Annotated in this window: 15 protein-coding genes; 13 read left to right on the forward strand and 2 right to left on the reverse strand. The window is 47.2% G+C overall.

Going from position 1 to position 21,407, the window contains the following annotated elements:
* The first annotated feature begins 503 nt into the window (after positions 1 to 503).
* From DXA74_RS09235 to DXA74_RS09250, 4 genes are all read left to right on the forward strand, one after another.
* The gene (locus tag DXA74_RS09235) at positions 504 to 1,676 is read left to right on the forward strand and encodes a hypothetical protein (RefSeq protein WP_147401068.1); all 1,173 of its coding nucleotides are present in this window, start codon (positions 504 to 506) and stop codon (positions 1,674 to 1,676) included.
* Positions 1,677 to 1,770: 94 nt separating this feature from the next.
* Positions 1,771 to 2,691 (forward strand): hypothetical protein, encoded by a 921-nt coding sequence (locus tag DXA74_RS09240; protein ID WP_118526915.1) that lies wholly within the window; start codon positions 1,771 to 1,773, stop codon positions 2,689 to 2,691.
* Between the two features lie 102 nt (positions 2,692 to 2,793).
* On the forward strand, positions 2,794 to 3,132 hold the full coding sequence (locus DXA74_RS09245; RefSeq protein WP_118526916.1) for a hypothetical protein: 339 nt from the start codon (positions 2,794 to 2,796) through the stop codon (positions 3,130 to 3,132).
* Between the two features lie 41 nt (positions 3,133 to 3,173).
* On the forward strand, positions 3,174 to 3,557 hold the full coding sequence (locus DXA74_RS09250; protein ID WP_118526917.1) for a hypothetical protein: 384 nt from the start codon (positions 3,174 to 3,176) through the stop codon (positions 3,555 to 3,557).
* A gap of 77 nt (positions 3,558 to 3,634) precedes the next feature.
* Here the strand turns inward: DXA74_RS09250 and DXA74_RS09255 are convergent, their stop codons facing one another.
* Positions 3,635 to 4,339 (reverse strand): BACON domain-containing protein, encoded by a 705-nt coding sequence (locus DXA74_RS09255; RefSeq protein WP_118526918.1) that lies wholly within the window; start codon positions 4,337 to 4,339, stop codon positions 3,635 to 3,637.
* Positions 4,340 to 4,628: 289 nt separating this feature from the next.
* The gene (locus DXA74_RS09260) at positions 4,629 to 5,930 is read right to left on the reverse strand and encodes a DUF3472 domain-containing protein (RefSeq protein ID WP_118526919.1); all 1,302 of its coding nucleotides are present in this window, start codon (positions 5,928 to 5,930) and stop codon (positions 4,629 to 4,631) included.
* Between the two features lie 362 nt (positions 5,931 to 6,292).
* On the opposite strand from DXA74_RS09260, the gene DXA74_RS09270 reads away from it, so the two are divergent.
* The 9 genes from DXA74_RS09270 to DXA74_RS09320 all read left to right on the forward strand — a co-directional run bounded on the left by DXA74_RS09270 (position 6,293) and on the right by DXA74_RS09320 (position 21,382).
* Entirely contained in the window at positions 6,293 to 7,375 is a 1,083-nt protein-coding gene (locus DXA74_RS09270) for an efflux RND transporter periplasmic adaptor subunit (protein ID WP_118526921.1), read from the forward strand.
* 12 nt (positions 7,376 to 7,387) lie between these two features.
* Positions 7,388 to 10,423: an efflux RND transporter permease subunit gene (locus DXA74_RS09275; RefSeq protein WP_118526922.1), complete on the forward strand. Its 3,036-nt coding sequence runs from the start codon at positions 7,388 to 7,390 to the stop codon at positions 10,421 to 10,423.
* The gene (locus DXA74_RS09280; protein WP_118526923.1) at positions 10,420 to 11,745 is read left to right on the forward strand and encodes a TolC family protein; all 1,326 of its coding nucleotides are present in this window, start codon (positions 10,420 to 10,422) and stop codon (positions 11,743 to 11,745) included. The genes DXA74_RS09275 and DXA74_RS09280 overlap by 4 nt, the downstream gene beginning before the upstream one ends.
* A 436-nt stretch (positions 11,746 to 12,181) precedes the next feature.
* On the forward strand, positions 12,182 to 15,271 hold the full coding sequence (locus DXA74_RS09290) for a SusC/RagA family TonB-linked outer membrane protein (RefSeq protein ID WP_233550498.1): 3,090 nt from the start codon (positions 12,182 to 12,184) through the stop codon (positions 15,269 to 15,271).
* Positions 15,272 to 15,285: 14 nt separating this feature from the next.
* Positions 15,286 to 16,896 carry a RagB/SusD family nutrient uptake outer membrane protein gene (locus tag DXA74_RS09295; protein WP_233550499.1) on the forward strand — a complete coding sequence of 537 codons (1,611 nt, stop codon included), beginning with the start codon at positions 15,286 to 15,288 and terminating at the stop codon, positions 16,894 to 16,896.
* A gap of 20 nt (positions 16,897 to 16,916) precedes the next feature.
* Positions 16,917 to 17,663: a DUF4843 domain-containing protein gene (locus DXA74_RS09300; protein WP_118526927.1), complete on the forward strand. Its 747-nt coding sequence runs from the start codon at positions 16,917 to 16,919 to the stop codon at positions 17,661 to 17,663.
* A gap of 30 nt (positions 17,664 to 17,693) precedes the next feature.
* Complete coding sequence (locus tag DXA74_RS09305) at positions 17,694 to 19,382, forward strand: PKD-like family lipoprotein (protein ID WP_118526929.1); 1,689 nt, start codon at positions 17,694 to 17,696, stop codon at positions 19,380 to 19,382.
* Positions 19,383 to 19,445: 63 nt separating this feature from the next.
* Complete coding sequence (locus tag DXA74_RS09310) at positions 19,446 to 20,537, forward strand: TlpA disulfide reductase family protein (RefSeq protein WP_158576052.1); 1,092 nt, start codon at positions 19,446 to 19,448, stop codon at positions 20,535 to 20,537.
* A gap of 665 nt (positions 20,538 to 21,202) precedes the next feature.
* Positions 21,203 to 21,382 (forward strand): transcriptional regulator, encoded by a 180-nt coding sequence (locus DXA74_RS09320; protein ID WP_118526934.1) that lies wholly within the window; start codon positions 21,203 to 21,205, stop codon positions 21,380 to 21,382.
* The last annotated feature ends 25 nt before the right edge of the window (positions 21,383 to 21,407 follow it).

Here is a 21,407-nt window from a genome sequence, read left to right on the forward strand (position 1 = left end):
TTTGAGGAGGCCAGACAGGAAATCCGGGACCGCTATCCGGAGCCGTTTTATTGGGCCGGTTTCGTGATGATAGACTGATGTCCGGAACAGGCTTGAAAAATCATCAGGATGAATTTTGAAATTGATGGTAATCTTTTTTCAAGATCATCCTGATGATTTTTTGTGTGTAGCCTGAAGTAGGAATATGCTGTTCCCACAGGCCTGCTTTTTATCCCGGAATCTTTGGAATATTCGTTGAATAACGGCCATTGGCCGAGTGTAGAATATAATTAGACGTTAGTGTTTTTTTTAATAAATTCTTTCCTTGATTTTGTAAAAATATTTATATTTGTCCAACACTTATGTATATAAAAACATCATCAAAAAATGCAAGAAGTCGTAACCAGATAATAACCATATATGGAAATTTGTTTCCAGACGAATGTTCAGTAAGTCTGCAAGTTTTCAAGTATTTGTGTTGAAAGCTTGCAGACTTTTGTTTCAATAATAAAGATTTTTGTAGTATGAAAAAATTAATGTTTTGTGTGGTTATATGCGCCACTGTATTCACTGCCTGCAGTAAACCGGCAGACAAAGGCTATCAGGAATATTTTGAGGAGGAAGAACCTGTCGATTTTTCAGACCTGCTGACTCTGCATCGCGAAGCGGAGGAAGCCGGGAAGGCAGGACAGGATTTTGATTTGACGGAAAAGCTGCTCGGTAATCAGAGAGAAGAGAATGATAGGATATTGCTGGTCAACGACACTTCCTTTGCCGTTTATTTGCCACAGTATAAAAATAGCGCGCATCCGTTTCTGGCTCAGGCCGAAGAGTTCTACAACGCCTGCCAGTTTGCGGTCAATGTCTGGAGTAATTTCGAAATCTGTTTCAGATTATCCAGCGGAATCACTGACTTGAACGAAGAAGATATCTGCGACTCGATAAAAAGCATCAGTACTGCCTGTATCCGGAATCCGGAGATGCGTCAGGCGGCCCAGGTCTTTCAGGACAGCATCCTGCTGGCGATACAATCCTCTGAAGAAGATGGTATGTCGTATGATATCTTTCAGGTTTTTAGCCGTAAGATAGAATCCCACGTCTATCGGTTTTATACCAACCACGAAGCGTTTGTCGATTCATTGCGCACCATGACGCAGGAGCTGACTTCGGTGACGAAAGACGATTTTCTGGAATATCAGAAAACGGATGAAGAGAAAAGAACCGAGTTTATGTTGGAGCGGCTCAACGGTTGTTCTTCTTTCGACGAGCAATGCTCTTTGCTGCTGAACTGGGCAAATTGTCCGGAGTCCATGAGCGAAGACGAGTGGATTGTGGCTGTGGCCGGACGCCTTCTGAGTGCCGGAAAATACAATCCCTGTCTGGACCGTATCTGGATGATCTGGCGATGCCTCTTCCAATGCCAGTATTTCGGTCTGTCGCGCGACTCTTCCATTCCGAACAATCTCTATAATGAAAAACGTAAGGACTGCTATCTGGTATGTCTGAAAAGACTGGAGACACATCCAGAAGATGTGTTTGCCATGAACAGTGCTGCCTTTCTGGGCGGAACGGTCAACCTGAACCGTTTTGGCATGAGCGAGTTCGGCAATGAAGCCATTGCGGAGCAGAGTTATTTCCTGCCGGAAAGATTCAGCACGGATGAGGCCGACGGTGATGAAGATGCAGCGGTTTATTAGACCCGAGAAATATTTTGAAGAAAATAAAACGGAGAATGATAGAAAAGTCCGTTCCGGAAGCTCACTTATTATCAGAAAGACAAAGTAAAAGATTATGTTCCGTAACTTAATCATAAAATATCAGGAATGGCGGGGACGAGCACTGGACATCTGGTCGGCCAAATCCTATCCGGCCAATGTCTTGAGCAACCTTTGCAGCAACGGTTTCCGGTTTGAAGGAGTGGTCTGTGGCAGTATGGAAGGCTTTTTGCAGGCTCTCAAACAGAAAGACCCCGACAAGCAGCGCCGGATTTGCAGTATGAAGGGGCATAAGGCCCGGAAAATGTCTGTCTCAGGATGGCAGACCGACCAGATTGTCTGGTGGAAGGGGCAGCCGTTTGACCGCCAGAGCCGCGCCTATCAGCACCTGTTGCAAAGAGCCTATCAGGCCATGTTCGAACAGAATGAGCGTTTCCGTCAGGCTCTGATGGCTACACGCGGAAAGACACTCTGCCACTCGCGGGGATGTCGGGATCCGTATCGCACGATTCTTACAGAACAGGAATTCTGCGGCATTTTGATGCAGATGCGGCAGCAATATGACCAGAGGGAAAGGGTCGGCACGTTTGGTCGCAAACGGATTCTGGTGGATATGGATTGCCTGTGGGCTGATGCTTCGGAGGTGGGACACACACCGCCTTTGGCCGATGCCGTCCGGGCGCTGCGTTTGCTGGAGCAGAGTTTTGAGGTTTTTCTGGTTGCCAGAGTACCCTGTGCGGAGTCTCCGCCCTGGGCCGAAAGGGCAGAATGGGTGTGCGCATACGATGGGGGAGTGTTCCGGGAGCGTCTGCTGCTTACCACCATGCCTTCTCTTTGTCGGGGAGATTATTTCATAGGCAATCGGGAATCGGCATTTTGTGCGGATACAACCGGAGAGTGGATCGGAATCGGCGATGCTTTGTTCCCGGATTGGGAGCATGTTCTCCGTTACTTGTGGGAGCAGAACGGATGTGCTGCTGATGAAAAAAATAAATAAAACCGGTGTAGGGTGGGTTACTTTTTCCGGTTTGCTGTATTAAGAGATAAATGAGATAGAATTAAAGAAAATGTTGTTTGTAGTGAATTAACTGAGTGGGTCATGAAAAATATTTTTGCATATTTCAAGCGCGGTTCCCGGAAAGGCAAGGGGGCGCTGAGCCCTTCGTTCGAGGTAAAAGGATGCGTTCCGATGTCATTTGGGGTGCTGTTTCGCTGCGTGACGCTGCAGGATGCGTCGTTGCATGCGGGTATGCAGCTGGAACTGAGAAGCGGGACGCGCACGGCATTGGTGCAGTGCCTGAACATCGAAAAGAAGTTTACGGTGACGGTTCAGGAAACTGAATGTAAAATGGGAGACGAGATTTGTATTACGGTTGCCTATACCGAGGCCATCATGCATTTTCCTTTGGAAGGAATGACAATTAGTATTGTGGAATAGCTGGAGTGAGGGACTTTTAATAGTGAGTAGAAGTAAATACGATGAAAAAGATTATTGAGATTTTGAAGCAACAGGGGATAGAGCCGGTTGACGAAGGGGATTTCCTGACTTTCTGCTACCGGAATATCAATTTCCTGTATATGGAAGATGAACGCGACAAGGAGTTCTTCAGCATTTATATTCCGGGAATCATGCAAGTGGAGCGGATGGAAAAGTGTGAGGTGCTTGAGGTGATTAATGAAATAAACAATCAGTTGAAGTCGGTGAAACTGGTGCTCAACGGGGAATATGTCTGGGCCGGACTGGAACAGAAACTGCTTATGGATGCGGAGATGGAGAAAATGGTCCTGTTCTCGATAGATGTGCTGATTCTGGCCTACCACCTGTTTCGCGACAAATGGTGCAGCCTGAAGGAACTGAACTGATAAAGGAAACTCCGGCCTATCCGATGATTTTTCAGAGGATAGGCCGGAGTTCGTTTTGGGATTATTCCGTAAGGGAATTATGGTTTTGCAACCGCTTTCTCTTGAATGAGCTTGATTTCTGTAGTAGCATTGTTGCTGCTGGTCAGCAACAGGGTAGCGCTGCGTGAAGCGTTGCCGGTGTTCTTTTCCAGATACAGGCGCACGGTGTTGCTTCCTTTCTTACCCGAAGGAGTGGCTACACTGATCCAGCGGTTCTGTTCCTCGTCTTTCACTTTCAGTGTCCAGTCGGTGTGTGCCTTGAAGGCGATACTGTCTACCTCGGCTTCGGCAGTATCGGTGAGCAGGAACTCGTAGTTTCTTCTTGCCGGACGGTCGATGTCGTGGAAGTGTACCTGTTCGTAAACTGCACCGAAGTCGGTGTTGTATGCACTCAGTTTAAAAGCAACCGCTCTGATGGTGTCTGTTGTGTTTGGTGTGAACTGAAAACTGATGCTCTTTCTGACATAGTGGTTTGCTTCTACCGTACCGGACAGGTCTGCCGGGTTCAGGGTCAGCATCAGCTTTTGGTTGTTGGGCATGTTGGAATAGAGGGTGTCCAGTTTCCAGTCATCAAAGGTCACAAAGTTCAGAGAATCCTCGGTCTGGTCTGCATACAGCGTTTTGCGACCGGTAGAAGGATACAGGATTTCGGTGTAGTGGTCACCGGTGTTTTCGAAGCATGAGGTCAGGGTCATGCACAATCCCAATGTACAGAGGGCTATCAGATTACCTTTTTTCTTCATATTTGTTGTTTTGAGTGATTCGCGGGTAAAGATACGTAAAATAGCTGGAATAACCTCGTTAAAAAGGCTAAATGACGCTAAATGCTTCAAATTAATATCATTATGAAAGTAAACCCAAAGACTTTATAAGGCTTTGGATGGTTGCTGTGCTAATGAAAACAGTAAGGGAATAATATCCCGATAAAAAGAAAAGAGTCCGGTGCAATACCGAACTCTTTCTATAACTGGACTCTGTTTGCCCATTCGATCTTTGGGGCACTTCCTGTAAGTGCAAGAGTCTCTTCGTCGTTTATTCCGTTTCTCCAAGTTTTTCCAGAGCTGCCCAATCAATCTGAGGAGGCTGTGTGTTGTCATAGGCAGGTAACGGGATTTGCGTGCCTGATTGGATATTCTCGTTGAAAAAACCACCCATTTTCAGGAACAGAGCCTTTCCGTCGTCTGTTTGTCCACCGATATAATCCAGACGTACACCGGCGTGTGCTGTGCCGTCGTTGGTAAAGATAGCGTTTGAAGGACGTACCCAGCGGCCGTCTGTAGTGCGTGCCCATTGGTTCTTGAACTGCACCTTACGTGTCAGATAGCCTTGCTCCGGATTGAAGTTTTCCAGGAAAGAATGGGCATTGGTGTACCACGTGTTGGTCTGTGGACGCAGGAACTCCGCAACCAGACGCCATTTTCCTTCTTCGGTGGCATAGAAGTAGGCCGTATATATCGTGTTGCCCTTTCCGTCGGGGCGTATATGCATCAGGAATGGATAGGTCGTGCCCGCTTTCCAGGAGTAATTCATAAAACTCTGGCCACCTGAACCCTCATTACCGAATTCTCCAATACGCACTCCCTCGCCGTGACGCAGCATACGTACACGTTGGTCTTCGGGAATATTACGCGGGTCTTGTGTGTCGAATGGACTCCATACGGAGAAGAGAACGCGTCGTTCTTTCTCTGAGTTATATTGCATGCCAAAGTATCCTTCGCCAAAGCCAGCCACCATGTAATAACTATGCATCACTTCGCCCTCTTTTGGAACTGTCACCTCGTTATAGAACCATTCATAATCATTTCCCTCTGGCAGAGTATATCCCATGTGCACTGATGGACCGCGTCGTCCCCAATAATTAGAAAAACCATGTACGCAGGTTACCTTGCCTTCTTCGTATGCAACAATGAGGTTGGAAATATTGGCAAACTTCTCACCATCACGCTTCACACCTTTGAGATCCACCCGAACATAACCGGGCTTACTGATTTTGACTTTCAGATTTCCCGCATTGGCCGGTTCATCACTATCGAACTTGACATCCTGTTTTTTGCCGTTACATGTCATACGCATCGTGGCGTGACCTTTGCCTTGAAGGGATAATGTGATGGTCTGCGGCTTGTCGACATGGAAGTAGGCACTGACCGTGGTCTGCGGACTGGTCCAGTTGTTTACACCCTCATCCGAAATATGTGCTCTGTCAGCACGTTGGGTGATATATCCGTTTCCGGCCAGGGATACGGATTGTACTGCTGATTGCGCCAGAGTTGTGATACTGGACAGCGAAAATAATACGGCCATGATAGGACCGAAAGTTAATTTGTGTAGCTTCATGTTACAGTGTATTTAATTATAGGAATTGTTGTCTGGATGAATCTTTTAAATGCTTGTAGATAAAAAGGTTATAAGTGTCTATCTGTATGCTGATGTGCAAATTTATGGCAAAATTCGTAATAATCTCTGGAATCTGCAAGGATTTTTTCTGGAAATCATGGTATGCATTTGGAAGGTTGTTCTCGGAATGCCGCCGGGGCAGTCTGTTTGCCTCGCGAAAATGATCCTTTCCATCGTCTGCATGAAGCATGCAGGAGCAAAACGAGGTTCTTTTAAATGTTAATAGAAAGTAAAATTACGATTTTACTTTAAACCTTATAATATTTGAACTGTCCGCCTAAAAAAACCAAAATAAAAGTAGAATGAATAAGAGAATCAAATGGATCTTGGTTTCTGTGATTGCTGTGGGAGCTATCGGATGGGGGATTTACACCCAGATGCCCAAAAAGAACTCCGAGCTGGCAGATGCCGATCAAGTCATGAAAGACCAAAAGAAAACAAAAAGTAAGTTGAATGTAAATGCCGTTGTTCTGAAGACCGGAACGCTGACTGATGAAATACAGGTTACCGGATTGCTTTTGCCGGACGAGGAAGTAGACCTTTCTTTTGAGACCTCAGGAAAGGTGGTTGCCATTAATTTCAAGGAAGGAGCCCATGTGGCAAAAGGACAGTTGCTGGCAAAGGTGAACGACCGCCAGCTGCAGGCCGAGCTGAAGCGTCTTAAGGCTCAGGAGAAGTTGGCTATGGACCGTGTGTACCGCCAGCGCGCCTTGCTGCAAAAAGATGCGGTGAGCCAGGAGGCTTACGAACAGGTGAAAACAGAATATGCCACCCTGCAGGCTGAGATTGATGCCGTAAAGGCTCAGATCGAGCAGACCGAACTGGTGGCTCCTTTTGACGGAATCATCGGTTTGCGTCAGATCAGTGTGGGTGCCTATGCCTCTCCTTCGACAGTAGTCAGCAAACTGACCCGTATTTCTCCTTTGAAGGTAGAGTTCTCCGTTCCCGAGCGTTACGCACGCGACATCAAGCCGGGATTGCCTTTGGATTTCAATGTCGACGGTCATCTGACTCCTTTTCAAGCTAAAGTCTATGCCAAGGAGTCTTCGATTGATCCCGAAACACATACTTTGGCCGTGCGTGCCCTGTTCCCGAACTCAAAGGGGCAGCTTACTCCCGGCCGCTATGCCAGCATCCGTCTGACCAAGGAGGAAATCAAGAATACCATAGCCATTCCGGCAGAAGCCATTGTGCCGGAGATGGGTAAGGACAAGGTCTTTTTGTATAAGTCCGGACTGGCACAGCCTGTTGAGATCAAGACCGGCATCCGGAACGAATCGCATGTGCAGGTGCTGAAAGGACTGCATGTGGGAGATACTTTGATTGTTTCCGGTACCTTGCAGTTGCGTATGGACTTGCCGGTTATTCTGGATCATGTTAACTAAAGGTTCTAGCGTATGAATATTTCAGAATTAAGTATCAGGCGACCGGTGCTGGCCACAGTGCTCACGATCATCATTCTGCTGTTCGGATGCATCGGTTATATGTATCTGGGTGTACGCGAATACCCTTCGGTGGACAATCCGATCATTTCCGTAACCTGTTCCTATCCCGGAGCCAATGCGGACGTAATCGAGAACCAGATTACCGAGCCGTTGGAGCAGAATATCAACGGTATTCCGGGTATCCGTTCTCTGTCCAGTGTGAGCCAGCAAGGCCAGAGCCGTATCACTGTAGAGTTTGAATTGTCGGTCGATCTGGAGACGGCAGCCAACGATGTGCGCGACAAGGTGTCGCGTGCGCAGCGTTATCTTCCCGATGATTGCGACCCGCCGACAGTGTCCAAGGCTGATGCCGACGCATCGCCTATCCTGATGGTGGCCTTGCAGAGCGAGAAGCGTTCTCTGCTTGAGTTGAGTGAAATTGCCGATCTTACGGTGAAGGAGCAGTTGCAGACAATTCCCGATGTGAGCAGTGTGTCCATTTGGGGAGAGAAAAAGTATTCCATGCGTCTGTGGCTCGATCCTCTGAAAATGGCCGGTCTGGGAGTTACTCCTATGGATATAAAGAGCGCCATTGACAAGGAAAATGTGGAATTGCCTTCCGGTAGTATCGAAGGAAATACCGTGGAACTTTCTATCCGTACGATGGGTCTGATGGATAATGCCCAGATGTTCAACGATCTTATTGTCAAGAAGAATGGCAACCGCATTATCCGTTTCAGCGATGTGGGACGTGCCGAGGTGGGCGCTGCCGACCTGAAGAGTTACATGAAGATGAACGGAGTGCCGATGGTGGGTATCGTCGTGGTGCCGCAGCCGGGGGCCAACCATATCAATATTGCCGACGAGGTATACAAGCGTATGCAGCAGATGAAGAAGGATCTGCCCGAGGATGTGACCTATTCTTACGGATTTGATACCACCAAGTTTATCCGCGCTTCTATCAATGAGGTGAAGCAGACGGTATATGAAGCCTTTGTGCTGGTGATTATCATCATCTTCCTCTTCCTGCGCGACTGGCGTGTGACCCTGGTGCCTTGTATCGTGATTCCCGTGTCGCTCATCGGTTCCTTCTTCGTGATGTATGTGGCGGGATTCTCCATCAATGTGCTCACGATGCTGGCCGTGGTGCTGGCCGTAGGTCTGGTGGTGGACGATGCCATCGTAATGACGGAAAATATTTATATCCGTATTGAGCGGGGAATGAAACCTAAGGAGGCCGGTATCGAAGGTGCCAAGGAAATCTTCTTTGCCGTAATCTCCACAACCGTAACTCTGGTGGCGGTGTTCTTCCCGATTGTGTTTATGGAAGGAACCACCGGACGACTGTTCCGTGAGTTCAGTATGGTGATTTCCGGTTCTATCATTATTTCGTCCATTGCCGCGCTGACCTTTACGCCGATGCTGGCCACAAAGCTGTTGGTGCACAAGGAACAGAAGGGATGGTTCTATCGCAAGACCGAACCTTTCTTTGAGGGAATGAACAATGTGTATGGCCGTTCTTTGGCCTGGGTGCTCCAGCACAGAGTGTGGACCATTCCTTTTATGGTGCTGATGTTCTTCCTCATCTTCTGGTTGTGGAACAAGATTCCGGCAGAGATGGCACCGCTTGAAGACCGTTCGCAGATTACCATCCGAACGATGGGGCCCGAAGGAGCCACCTATGAGTATCTGCGTGATTATACGGAAGACATCAATCAGCTGGTCGATTCCATCATTCCCGATGCAGAGGCTGTTACAGCCCGTGTGTCCAGCGGTAGCGGTAACATTCAGATTACACTGAAGGATATGGCTGACCGTAATTATTCTCAGATGGATGTGGCTGAGAAACTGTCCAAGGCAGTGAAGAAGAAAACAGCAGCCCGTTCGTTTGTGCAGCAGCAGAGTTCTTTCGGAGGACGCCGTTCCGGTATGCCGGTGCAGTATGTGCTTCAGGCTACCAACATCGAGAAACTGGAAGAGGTGCTTCCGAAATTCATGGCTAAGGTCAATGAGAATCCGACCTTCCAGATGGCGGATGTGGACTTGAAGTTCAGTAAACCCGAAGCGCGCGTGGTGATGAACCGCGACAAGGCGAATGTGATGGGTGTTAGTACCAAGGAACTTTCGCAGACACTGCAATACGGATTGAGCGGACAGCGTATGGGCTATTTTTATATGAATGGAAAGCAGTATGAGATTCTGGGTGAGATTAACCGCCAGCAGCGAAACAAGCCTTCTGATCTGCGTTCTATTTATCTGCGCAGTTCCGACGGTAATATGGTGCAGATGGACAACCTGATTGAAATGGAGAACAGCATTTCGCCTCCGAAACTCTATCGCTACAACCGTTTTGTTTCGGCAACGGTTTCGGCCGGTCTGGCAGAGGGCAAGACTTTGGGACAGGGATTGGACGAAATGGACAAGATTGCCAAAGAGGTTCTTGACGATACCTTCCGTACTTCACTTTCCGGAGATTCCAAGGAATATCGCGAGAGTTCTTCCAGTTTGATGTTTGCCTTTATTCTGGCTTTGGCATTGATCTACCTGATTCTGGCGGCTCAGTTCGAGAGTTTCAAGGATCCGTTCATCATTATGCTCACCGTGCCGTTGGCTATCGCCGGAGCTCTGGTCTTTATGTTCTTCAATGATATCACCATGAATATCTTCAGTCAGATTGGTATCATTATGTTGATCGGACTGGTTGCCAAGAACGGTATTCTGATTGTGGAGTTTGCCAATCAGAAACAGGAGGGCGGCGAAGACAAGATGAAGGCCATTCAGGATGCGGCCTTGCAGCGCTTGCGCCCGATTCTGATGACCAGTGCATCAACCATTCTGGGACTGATTCCGCTGGCTTTTGCCAAGGGCGAAGGTTGTAACCAGCGAATCGCTATGGGAGTTGCGGTAGTTGGAGGTATGTTGGTTTCCACCTTCCTTACGATGTATGTGGTACCAGCTATCTACAGCTATATTTCTACTAACCGATTGAAAAAACAGGAGAAAGCATGAAAAAGATAATCATATATCTGGCTGCCTTTTGGGCCGCTTCTACAGCATGGGCTCAGGAAAAACTTCCGGTTTATTCCCTGCGTCAGTGTCTGGAAGTGGGATTGGAACACAACTATTCGGTGCGGTTGGTCAAGGTTGACGAGAAAATCAGTGCCGAGAATGCGACCAAAGGAAATGCCGGACTGCTGCCGACGGTAGACCTGACCGGAAATTATGGAGGGGACTTCGGCAGCTCACGCACCGAAAGCCGGAGTACCGGTGCGATTACCCGTGAATCGAATGCCTATGACCAAAGCGTCAATCTGGGTGTTGATGCCAGTTGGACGGTGTTCGACGGCTTTAATCTGATTACGAACTACAAGCAGTTGCAGTTGCTCAAACGTCAGGGAGAGCTGAATACGCGCATTGCCATGGAAGACTTCATTGCTTCACTGGTGGCCGAGTATTATAACTTTATCCAACAGAAAATCCGTTTGAAGAATTTCCACTACACGATGCAGCTGTCCAAGGAACGTGTCCGACTGGTTGAGGCCCGCTTCAATATCGGTTCCTTTTCCGGATTGGACTATCAGCAGGCCAAGGTGGATTTCAATGCCGACAGTGCGCAGTATATGAAGCAGCAGGAAGCGTTGATCACTTCGAAAATCCGTTTGAATGAGCTGATGGCCAATCAAAATGTAGACCAGTGGTTTGAACTGGAAGATTCGCTGATCAATCTGGATGCACATTTGAGCTACGAAGATTTGTGGCAGGCTACTCTGGCCTCCAACACATCCTTGCTCAAGGCCGCACAGAACACACAGCTTTCCGAAATGGATCTGAAAAAGGCCATGTCGCGTAATTATCCGTATGTCAAACTGAATGCCGGTTACGGCTATACATTTAATAAATATGGATTGTCATCGACCCGCATGCGTGATAATTGGGGTCTGAATGCCGGAATCACGGTCGGTTTCAACCTGTTTGATGGCAGCAAACGCACGCAGCAGCGCAATGCACGGCTCGAACTGGAAGGTCGTAAACTGGAGAAAGAGCAGCTGGAGCTGGCTTTGAAGTCAGATATGAACACGCTCTGGCAAGCTTATCAGAACAATTTGCAGATGTTGCAGTTGGAACGTGAGAATGTGATTGTGGCAAAAGACAACTATGAGATTGCCCATTATCGTTATATGAAAGGAGAGCTTTCCGGTTTTGAGGTGCGTGAGGCACAGAAGAGCTTGCGCGATGCCGAAGAGCGCCTGCTCACGGTAGAGTATGATACGAAAACCTGTGAAATCTCTCTGTTGCAGTTGAGTGGCAATATCTTGTCTTACTTGGATTAATCTTTAGAGATTTCAGAATTTTACAGTCCCGGTTGGTGTATTTCGAATCGCCAGACCGGGACTTTTTTTGTTTTCCGGCTATCGTTTCCGTTTTTTAAACTTTTTGCGGGATTAATAAAAATAAGCACGACACATTGAAAGGCTTTGTTTTTAAAAAATAACAAGATTTTATGCTGTACAGCTTGTTTTAGGGCAAAATGTAGGAGCAAAAATCAAAAAATACAGCGGTTTGTTATTATTTTTAAAATATAAGTTATACTTTTGCAACTGTTTCTTGCAATCGGAGACAAGGATTTAGTATGTTATCGAATAGAAGATTGCTTAATTTTTTTAATTTAATAGATTTATTTTATGAGGGAGGACAAAAAAATGAGTGACACAGTAAGGCGTCCGTTTTTGTTCGCAAGTTGCTTGCTTGCTTGCAGCTCAATTAGCAGTGGCTTCTCCAATGTGGAATGGAGTTGAAATTTCAACTCCTACAGCGCAGATGGCTGCTGCCGATCAACAAGAGCGAAAGCTTACCGGTGTGGTTTACGGATCGGATGGCGAAACATTGCCAGGAGCCCATGTTTATGTTAAAGGTGATTTGAGCCATGCGGTTGTAACAGACTTGGATGGTAAATTTACTCTGAACGTGCCGACCAGCGCTAAAACTTTGGTGGTATCGTTTGTGGGTTTTGAGCCAAAAGAAGTCACTATTACCAAGAAAGCACATTATACAGTAACCTTGCAAAGCAGTTCTGCCATTGACGAAGTGGAGGTAATTGCTACCGGTTACCAGTTGTTCAAGAAAAATTCATTTACAGGTAATGCGACTGTTGTAACAAAAGACCAGCTTTTAAAGACCAACAACAAGAATGCCATTGCCGCCCTTCAGGCCTTTGATCCTTCTTTCCGTTTAAAGGAAGCCAATCTTTGGGGATCAGACCCGAACAGTTTGCCTGAGTTTACTATCCGTGGTGAGAGTAGTATCGGTATGAACCGTGGTTTGGATGTGGAGGCAGCACGCCGTTCACAGCGTACCAACCTGGCCGATAATCCGAACTTGCCAATCTTTATTCTGGATGGTTTTGAGGTCAGCGTACAGAAAATCTACGATATGGATATCAACCGTATCGAGAGCATGACCATTTTGAAGGATGCTGCCGCTACGGCACTTTATGGTTCTCGTGCGGCTAACGGTGTGATCGTGGTTACTACCGTGCCTCCAAAACCAGGTGAATTGCGTATCAATTATAACTTCACAGCCGGTGCTGAATTCCCGGATTTGTCAGACTATAACCTGTGTAATGCCTGGGAAATGCTTCAGGTAGAAAAGATGGCTGGTCTTTATGATGCACCCGCCGACAACCCGGCAGGACAGATTGACAAGGACATTACTTATAACAATCTGTTGAACGAGGTGCGCCGTGGTGTGAAGACAGACTGGTTGGCACAGCCGGTGCAGAATGTGTTCAATCATACTCACAGTATGAACCTCTCCGGTGGTGTGGAGTCTATCCGCTATAGCGTAGACTTGAACTACAGCACACACAACGGTGCCATGAAGGGTTCTTACCGTGATGTTTACGGAACCGGATTGACTTTGGACTACCGTTACAAGAAATGGTTGCAGGTAATGAACCAGACAACTTATACGGTAACCAAGTCCGAGAACTCTCCTTATGGTGATTTCTCAACCTATGCCAAGCTGAAACCATATTATGCGCCTTATGACGACAACGGTGAATTGCTGGAAACCTTGAAGTCATCCAACAATGTAGCCAACCCGCTTTATCAGGAGCGTTATTTGGGAAGCTATTCCGGTCGTTCTACTCTGTATGACCTGACCAATAACTTGAGCATCAACATTGACTTCAATGCAGACTTCCGTTTCAAGGGACAGTTCTCTGTAACCCGTACCGATGTCAGCACCGAGTCATTCGTTGACCCGAAAGATCCTTCTTTCCGCAATGTGCCAAGCAAGGAGAAAGGAACCTTGCAGACCAACAGCGGAAACAGTATCAACTGGAACATGAACGCCTTGTTCTATTATAACAAGACCTTGGGCAAGCACTTTATCAATGCTACTGCCGGTGCCAACGCACAGCAGAATCAGAACAACTCTACCGATATCCTGTATCGTGGATTCCAGCTGAGCAACCTGCACTCTCCGAGCTATGCTGCCGGACAGCCAGACAAGGCTAATGTATCCTTGACCATGGACCGTTTGATCGGTTTCCTGGGAGCGTTGAACTACTCTTATGATGATATCTATCTGGCCGACTTCTCTTTCCGTACCGACGGTTCATCAAAGTTTGGTAAGGAAGACCGTTTCGCACCATTCTGGTCAACCGGTTTGGGCTTGAATATCCATAACTACAAGGCATTGCGCAATAACGAGATGATCAACACGTTGCGTGTGAGAGCTTCTTACGGTGTTACCGGTAATGTGAGCTTCCCTTCTTATGCTGCTGTTTCTACCTATCAGACTTCAGATGACTGGTACTATTCAACCCCGGCCTATATCCTGATGGCTTTGGGTAATCCGGCTCTGACCTGGGAGAAGACAGGAACCTGGGATGTGGGTGTTGCTTTGGAACTCTTCAAGCGTCGTTTCTCTATCGAGGCCAATTTCTACCGTAAGGAAACAGACGGACAGTTGTCTCAGATGAATATCCGTACTTCTTCCGGTTTTACTTCTTACTACACCAATGCCGGAACAATCCTGAACAAGGGTTATGAGTTGAAGGTAAATGTAGTGCCGTTCCAGAACCGTGACTGGATGGTTGCCGTAAATGCCATGGTCAATGGCAACACCAACCGCATCACCAAGTTGGGACAGGATGCTGAGGCCTACAACAAGAACATTCAGGACTTCCACAACGGAAAGGGTGAAAACTCTTCAGAATATGCCGATTTGATGTATGTGCCATTGACACAGTACTATGTCGGTGCTTCAACCACAGCCATTTACGCTGTCCGTTCTTTGGGTATTGACCCGTCAACCGGTAAGGAAATGTTCCTCAAGAGAGACGGAAGTGTGACCTATACTTGGGATGCTGCCGACCAGGTGGTTTGCGGTGATGCCAGTCCAGACGCACAGGGATCTTTCGGTATCAATATCGGTTGGAAGGGATTCTACATCAATGCCAACTTCCTGTATCAGTGGGGAGCACAGCAGTATAACACTACTTTGCTGAACAAGGTAGAACAGGCGGATATTGCCAACAGCAATGTGGACCGTCGTGTGCTGACCGACCGTTGGTATAAGCCGGGTGATGTAGCTGCATTCTACGACCTGAAATCAACTGCCGAAACCCATCCGACATCACGATTGGTTCAGGATGACAATTATTTGTCATTCAGTAGCTTGTCATTCGGATATGATTTCAATCCGAAACTGATCCAGAGATGGCACCTGACTTCTTTGGGCTTGCGCTTCAATGCCAACGAATTGGCCCGCTGGTCAACCATTAAGGACGAACGCGGTACAAGCTATCCGTATGCAAAGAATTATAGCTTCACATTAACCCTTGGCTTATAATAATTCAGAGATTTATGAAAAAAATATCTTTTAAAATACTTTTGTCGGCCGTAGTTCTTTCTTTTACGTCTTGCGCAGACTGGTTGGATATCGAACCGGATGGACAAGCAACAAACGACAAACTTACGGAAACCGGCGATGGCTACCGTTCTATGTTGAGCGGTGTGTATAAGGCTATGACTTCGGCCAGCCTGTATGGTACAGAGCTTCAGTTCGGTATCATTGACTGTATGTCCCGTCAGTACACCTGGGAGTGGTACACAGGAACTGACGGTACCAAGACCATTTATAACGAAGCCCGCAACTTCAACTATACCGATGTGAACCTCCGCAAGAAGATTGACGAGGTATGGTTGAAAGGCTACAATGTAATTGCCAACACCAACAATCTGATCCAGAGTATCGAGGATGAGAATCCGGACAAGTTTGCCGGTGGTGAGGAAGAGAAGAAGATGATTTTGGGTGAGGCTTACGGTTGCCGTGCCTTGATGCATTTCGACTTGTGTCGTCTCTTCGCTCCGGCTCCTATTGAAAAGGAAAAGGGAGAGTATCTGCCTTATGTATCCGAGTATCCGAACATCCAGCCTCAGGCAATTACTGTAGATGATTTCCTGAAGAAGGTTGTAGCAGACTTGCAGAAAGGCCGTCAGCTGACTGCCGCTTTTGATACTACGGCTTTGGGTATGACCGTGAACGCTACTCCGAATGCCCGTTTCTACGATTCTTATGAGGCCAATATGGAAGGAAGCGCCAGTCCGGAGCTGATTGACGATTTCTACAAAGGCCGTGGCTACCGTCTGAACTATTATGCCATGACCGCTCTGTTGGCCCGTGTGTACCAGTATATGGGTGAGGACGAACTGGCATATCAGTATGCCGATTCTGTCATGAACTTCAAGGCATACGGTCTGACTGGAAATGAGTATTCAATGTTTACCAACGAAGACTGGTGGCCGGTTCAGAGCGCCAACGACGACAATGAGCGTCGTGAGGACATCAAGGTAGTTTCTACTCTGGTATTCGCGCTCTATGCAACCGATGCCTATGAAGACTACGGACTGGAGAACTATTTCCAGAAGAAGTCTGAGAATACATTCGGAAACGCACAGTGGATGACTCTGGACCTGGAAGGACAGGAAATCTTCAAGAATCCGATTACTCAGGAAGACGAGTATGAGAACGACTACCGTTCCCGCTATCTGTTGTTTGCTCCGGACTATTATGCATTCCAGGACAACAAGTACCGTCTGTCCGGAAAATGGTATTGCAGTGACGACAAGACTTTGAGAACCAAGAATCTGCAGACTCTGCCGATGATCCGCAGCACCGAGATGCGTTACATCATCGCCGAGCACAAGGCCAAGACCGGTGACTTTGAGGGTGCTTACCAGATTCTGAATGAAATCAGAAGCAACCGCGGTTTGTGGGATCCGATGCCAACTCAAAACACTATGGCCGACTTCCAGAGAGATCTTATCCGTGACGCACAGCGTGAGTGGATATCAGAAGGACAGCTCTTCTATATGTATAAGCGTTTGGGAGCCAAGATTAAGATTGGCAATGAGGTAAGAAAGCTGAACAAGTCTGAGTATATGTTGCCAATTCCGGATGATCAGAATATGTAAAAAGGTAAAACGAACAGATTATGAACAAAATATTTCTTTTATTAGCTGTAATGGGGGGACTCCTCTTTACATCATGTCAGGAAGACAGCATTATGGTCTTTGGTTCTGATCATTATATCTACTTCGACAAGTTCTGGAAGGATGCTTCTTATCCGGGAACAGAAAAGGCAGACTCTACCGAGGTGACCTTCTTCTTTGTGGGAGAAGATGAGAACAGCACGAATGCAGAACTGATCGTTGTTCTTGCCGGCCGTCAGCTGGAGCATGATCTGGACTTCAAGTTGCGTGTAGTGCCTGAACTGACTACCGCACTACCTGAAGAGTACACTTTGAAGGACAAATACACTTTCCATGCCCGTCCGGTTCAGGAAGGTGACACCCGTTTCCAGGACACCATTCAGATTCAGCTGAATAAGAGTGCGCGTCTGGACACCATGAGTGCCGGTTACCGTCTGGTGCTCGAGGTTGTTCCTGACGAGAACGTCAAGCCCGGACAGTATGAGCGTGCCCGCAGCGTGATTCGCATTGTCAAGGATCCGGTTCGTCCGGAGTGGTGGAACAGTGAGGTGGATATCTATCTGTTGGGAGCTTACTCTGCAACCAAGTACAAACTCTTCCTGGAGAATGTGCCGGGAGCAAGCGAACTCGATAAGGAAATGATCGAGCAGCGTCCGGACGAAGCCCGTAAGCTGGTGCTGGAATTCAAGAAGTGGCTGCAGCAGAATCCGTCAGAAGATGAGTTTGGTCCAATTGAAGTTCCGGTTTAATTAACGCTAAATTACTTATTATAGAGCATTATGAAAAAATTGATATATATGATGCTGGCAAGCATGTTGTTGCTGACATCTTGCTTTAAGGATGAGGGTAATTACGATTATGCGGAGATGAATCCCCCTCATTGGCTGATTAATGCAAACAATCCGGTTTCCATTGTGGCCCGTCAGGGACAGGATGCTGTGTTTGATGCAAGCAAGTTCTTTGTATGGGACAAGGATTCTGCCATCCGCTCACAGGAGGTCCGTTATGAATGGATCGTGAACGACAAGGTCATCGGCGAAGGTCTGGTGCTGAGAATCCCGACCGAAGAGCTGATGGAGATTGCCGGTGTGAAGGATTTTAGTAACGAAGCCAGTACATACGGTACTTTCAATGTCGTAGAGAAATCAACCGGTGTGAAGTACATGGGTAAGATTCAGGTTTGGTTCTACTCAAAATTCTCTTCAGACAACTGGATTATCATGACCGATCAGGGTGGACAGGTTGGTCTGTCAGCCATTCGTCAGAAATATTCTTATGTAGACGGTGTGGAGCAGGTAGACTATGAATTGATTAAGGATGCCTACGGCGAAGCCAATCAGGATGCCAAGTTGCAGGGTACTCCGATTAACATGAACTGGGCTTTCGACAAGCACATCAGTTCTCAGGGTTCTATCACGGTTGTGACTGATCGCGGCGGATACGAGCTCCGTGCCAGCGACCTGAGCTTCTACAGCAAGATCGAAGGAGAGCAGTTCCTGGATGGTACTCCGGCCAACTTCAATCTGGTGGCCCGCGCAGACTGCGACGGTTCCAGCTCTGCACAGCCGGCTACTTTCCTGGCTTCAAAGGACGGACAGGTTTACTCTCGTGTCATGTCTCTGAACTATCTGGGTGGTAAATACCTGAGCGAGCCTTATTATGTAGATGAGAAAGGATACCGCATCACCAAATTCGGAAACACACTGTACGGTAACCCGATGATTCCTTGCTACGACGAAAAGAACCGCAGAATCATGATGGCTTCAGTACTGACCGAGCAGAAGACAGATGAAAACGGAGACAAGTTCTTCGTCTCTGTAACCCGTCTGAATCCTCTGACCGATACCGCTACTTATGTTCCGGTAAACAATATGCCGGAGGGAACCAAGGTGCTGTATCTGGGATTGACCAACCACGTTCCGAACAACACACGTGGATGTCTGCACTTCACCATGGCCTATAACCGTCCGAACGAAACACAGACCCGAATCACAGACTTTGCGGTGTATGTAAATACCTCAAACACCAACAAGGGTGACTACTTCTCAAACTCATTCAAGCTTGAGAATGTACCGCAGCTGGATTCCACTTCATGTTTCCTGTCCAGCGGTGCCACTTACCGCTTCGGCTATCCAAGTACCGATGTGGCAGCCCGCACCACTTACTACACTGTAGGCAACAAGATCTACTACGTGCAGCGTATTGCCTACGATATGTGGGGTAAGGAATTCAAGGAGTTTGAATTGCCGAAGGGCGTGACCATCAATTCACGCATCACCTATCTGGCGCTTTCGTTCCTGACTTGCAACGAGTTCATTGTAGGTTGTGAGAATGGTGACCTCTTCATCTTCGACATCACAGCCCTGAATGCTCCTAAGCTTCTGTTCCAGGATAATCTGGGCGGCAAGGTCATGTCAGCCCGTCAGCTGGGACTGAGACGAGCCACAAGCGATAAATTCAACAATTAATATCCTTTTCAATAAGGCGTGCCGGACAAGCACGCCTTATTGAGTTCCAAGAAAATGATGAAAATGAAAAAATTTGTTTTAGGATTATTCCTGTTATTGGGCGCTCACGCAGCTGTAGCGCAGAACACCTACAAGGTGACTTTTGAGAACAAGAGCGGAAACAAGAATCTCGATGTCAAGACCGTTTATCTGTTCTCTATCGAGGACAAGATGGCGATTGACAGCGCACAGTGTGTCAATGGAGTCTACACGATGGAGGGAAATACTACGCTGCCGAAATTGGCTTCCGTTTGTGCCACTGCCAACGGTTATAATGTGATTGCAGCCTTTGTGCTCGACAACGAGCCGATTCAGGTTACTGTGGACAAAGGCATTCAGGTGACTGGTTCAGAAGTGAATGCCCGCATGCAGGCCATCACCAAAGCCATTGAGGAGGGCGGAAGAGCCCAGCGTGAGTTGCAGATGGAGGCAGCCAAGTACAACGGAAACCTTCCGGAAAGTGTGGCCAAGAAACTCGATGCCGAGTGGATGGCTATTGCCGACCGCCAGATGAAAGCCCTGAAGGACGGTATCACCAACAATAAGGACAATCTGATTCCGGCTTACTTCATCTTCAACTATATGGAAGTGCTGGGCGTTGATTTCATCGACAACTTCCTGAAGGACTACAAGTACAAGGACGATGCTTTGCTGACCAATGTCTACAAGATGCTCGAAGGCGAGAAGCGCAAGGCTCAGGGTGCTACCTTTGTTGATTTCGAACTCCCGGACATGGAGGGCAAGATGCACAAGCTGTCAGACTATGCCGGTAAGGGCAACTATGTGCTGGTTGATTTCTGGGCCAGCTGGTGCGGTCCCTGCCGTCAGGAGATGCCGAACGTGAAAGCCGTTTACGACCGTTTCCACAGCAAGGGTTTCGAGATCGTGGGTGTGTCTTTGGACAACAACAAGAAGGCGTGGACAGATGCCGTGGCCAAGATGCAGATGACCTGGCCCCAGCTGTCTGACCTGAAAGCATGGAAGAGCAGTGCCGCACAGCTCTATTACGTAAAGAGCATCCCGGCCACTCTGCTCATCGGTCCCGACGGTAAGATCGTAGCTTCTAACTTGCGCGGTGAGGAGCTGATCAAGAAGATTGAGGAACTGTATCAGTAATCAGAGAAACTAAAGAAAATTCTCGGGCTTCAGGCCTGAAAGCTACCCCAAAAGTCAGATACAAAACTTTTGGGGTATTTTTTATATGTAAAATGCAACGACAAAACCCAGGATTGAGGAGATTTTGCTCCGTGCCTGCGGCGAATGAAAAATTACAGGCTGCTTTTCATTTTTTATCATCCTGATGATAATTGATTATCTACACGGAGATAATTAATTTTCATCCTGATGATTATTTGGAGCCATACGGATACCTTTTTTTGCTTTGGGCATTTCCTCGGTTTTATCGGACGATATTCTGCTTCTCGGTTTGAGACAGATATGGAGCAGTATTAGATTGCGATTTTGGGTTTTCGGGGAAGATTCTCTTTTTAAATAAGAATAACTATAGATTTGTACTAAATATAAATTTAAAATGTTATCTTTGCGTCGTAAATAAGAATAGCTATGGTAGCTCCTGCAATAGAACAATCTACACGGGAAGAGAGACTGGATTTTGTGCTCAGTTCCTGGAAATGCCTGCATAACTGTGAATTGTGCGGCAAATGTTATGTGTTGAAAGGGAAAGATCCTGAGACCCTGTATGCAGACTATATCGAAGGCAGGCGGAGTTACATAGATATTACGTTGGAAATAAGAAATAGAAACTATTAAAATTAAAGGTTATGGAAGCAAAAGAGAAAGTATTGGCAACAATGAAAGAAGCGGGAACTCCCCTGAATGCCGGTAAGATTGCAGAATTGAGCGGTTTGGACCGTAAGGAAGTAGATAAGGCCATGAAGCAGCTGAAAGAAGAAGGAGCAATTGTTTCTCCGGTTCGTTGTAAGTGGGCTCCGGCAGAATAATCATTTTAAGAGACAATAGGCAAAA

The sequence above is a fragment of the Bacteroides sp. OF04-15BH genome (genome assembly GCF_003477995.1).
GTDB lineage: Bacteria > Bacteroidota > Bacteroidia > Bacteroidales > Bacteroidaceae > Paraprevotella.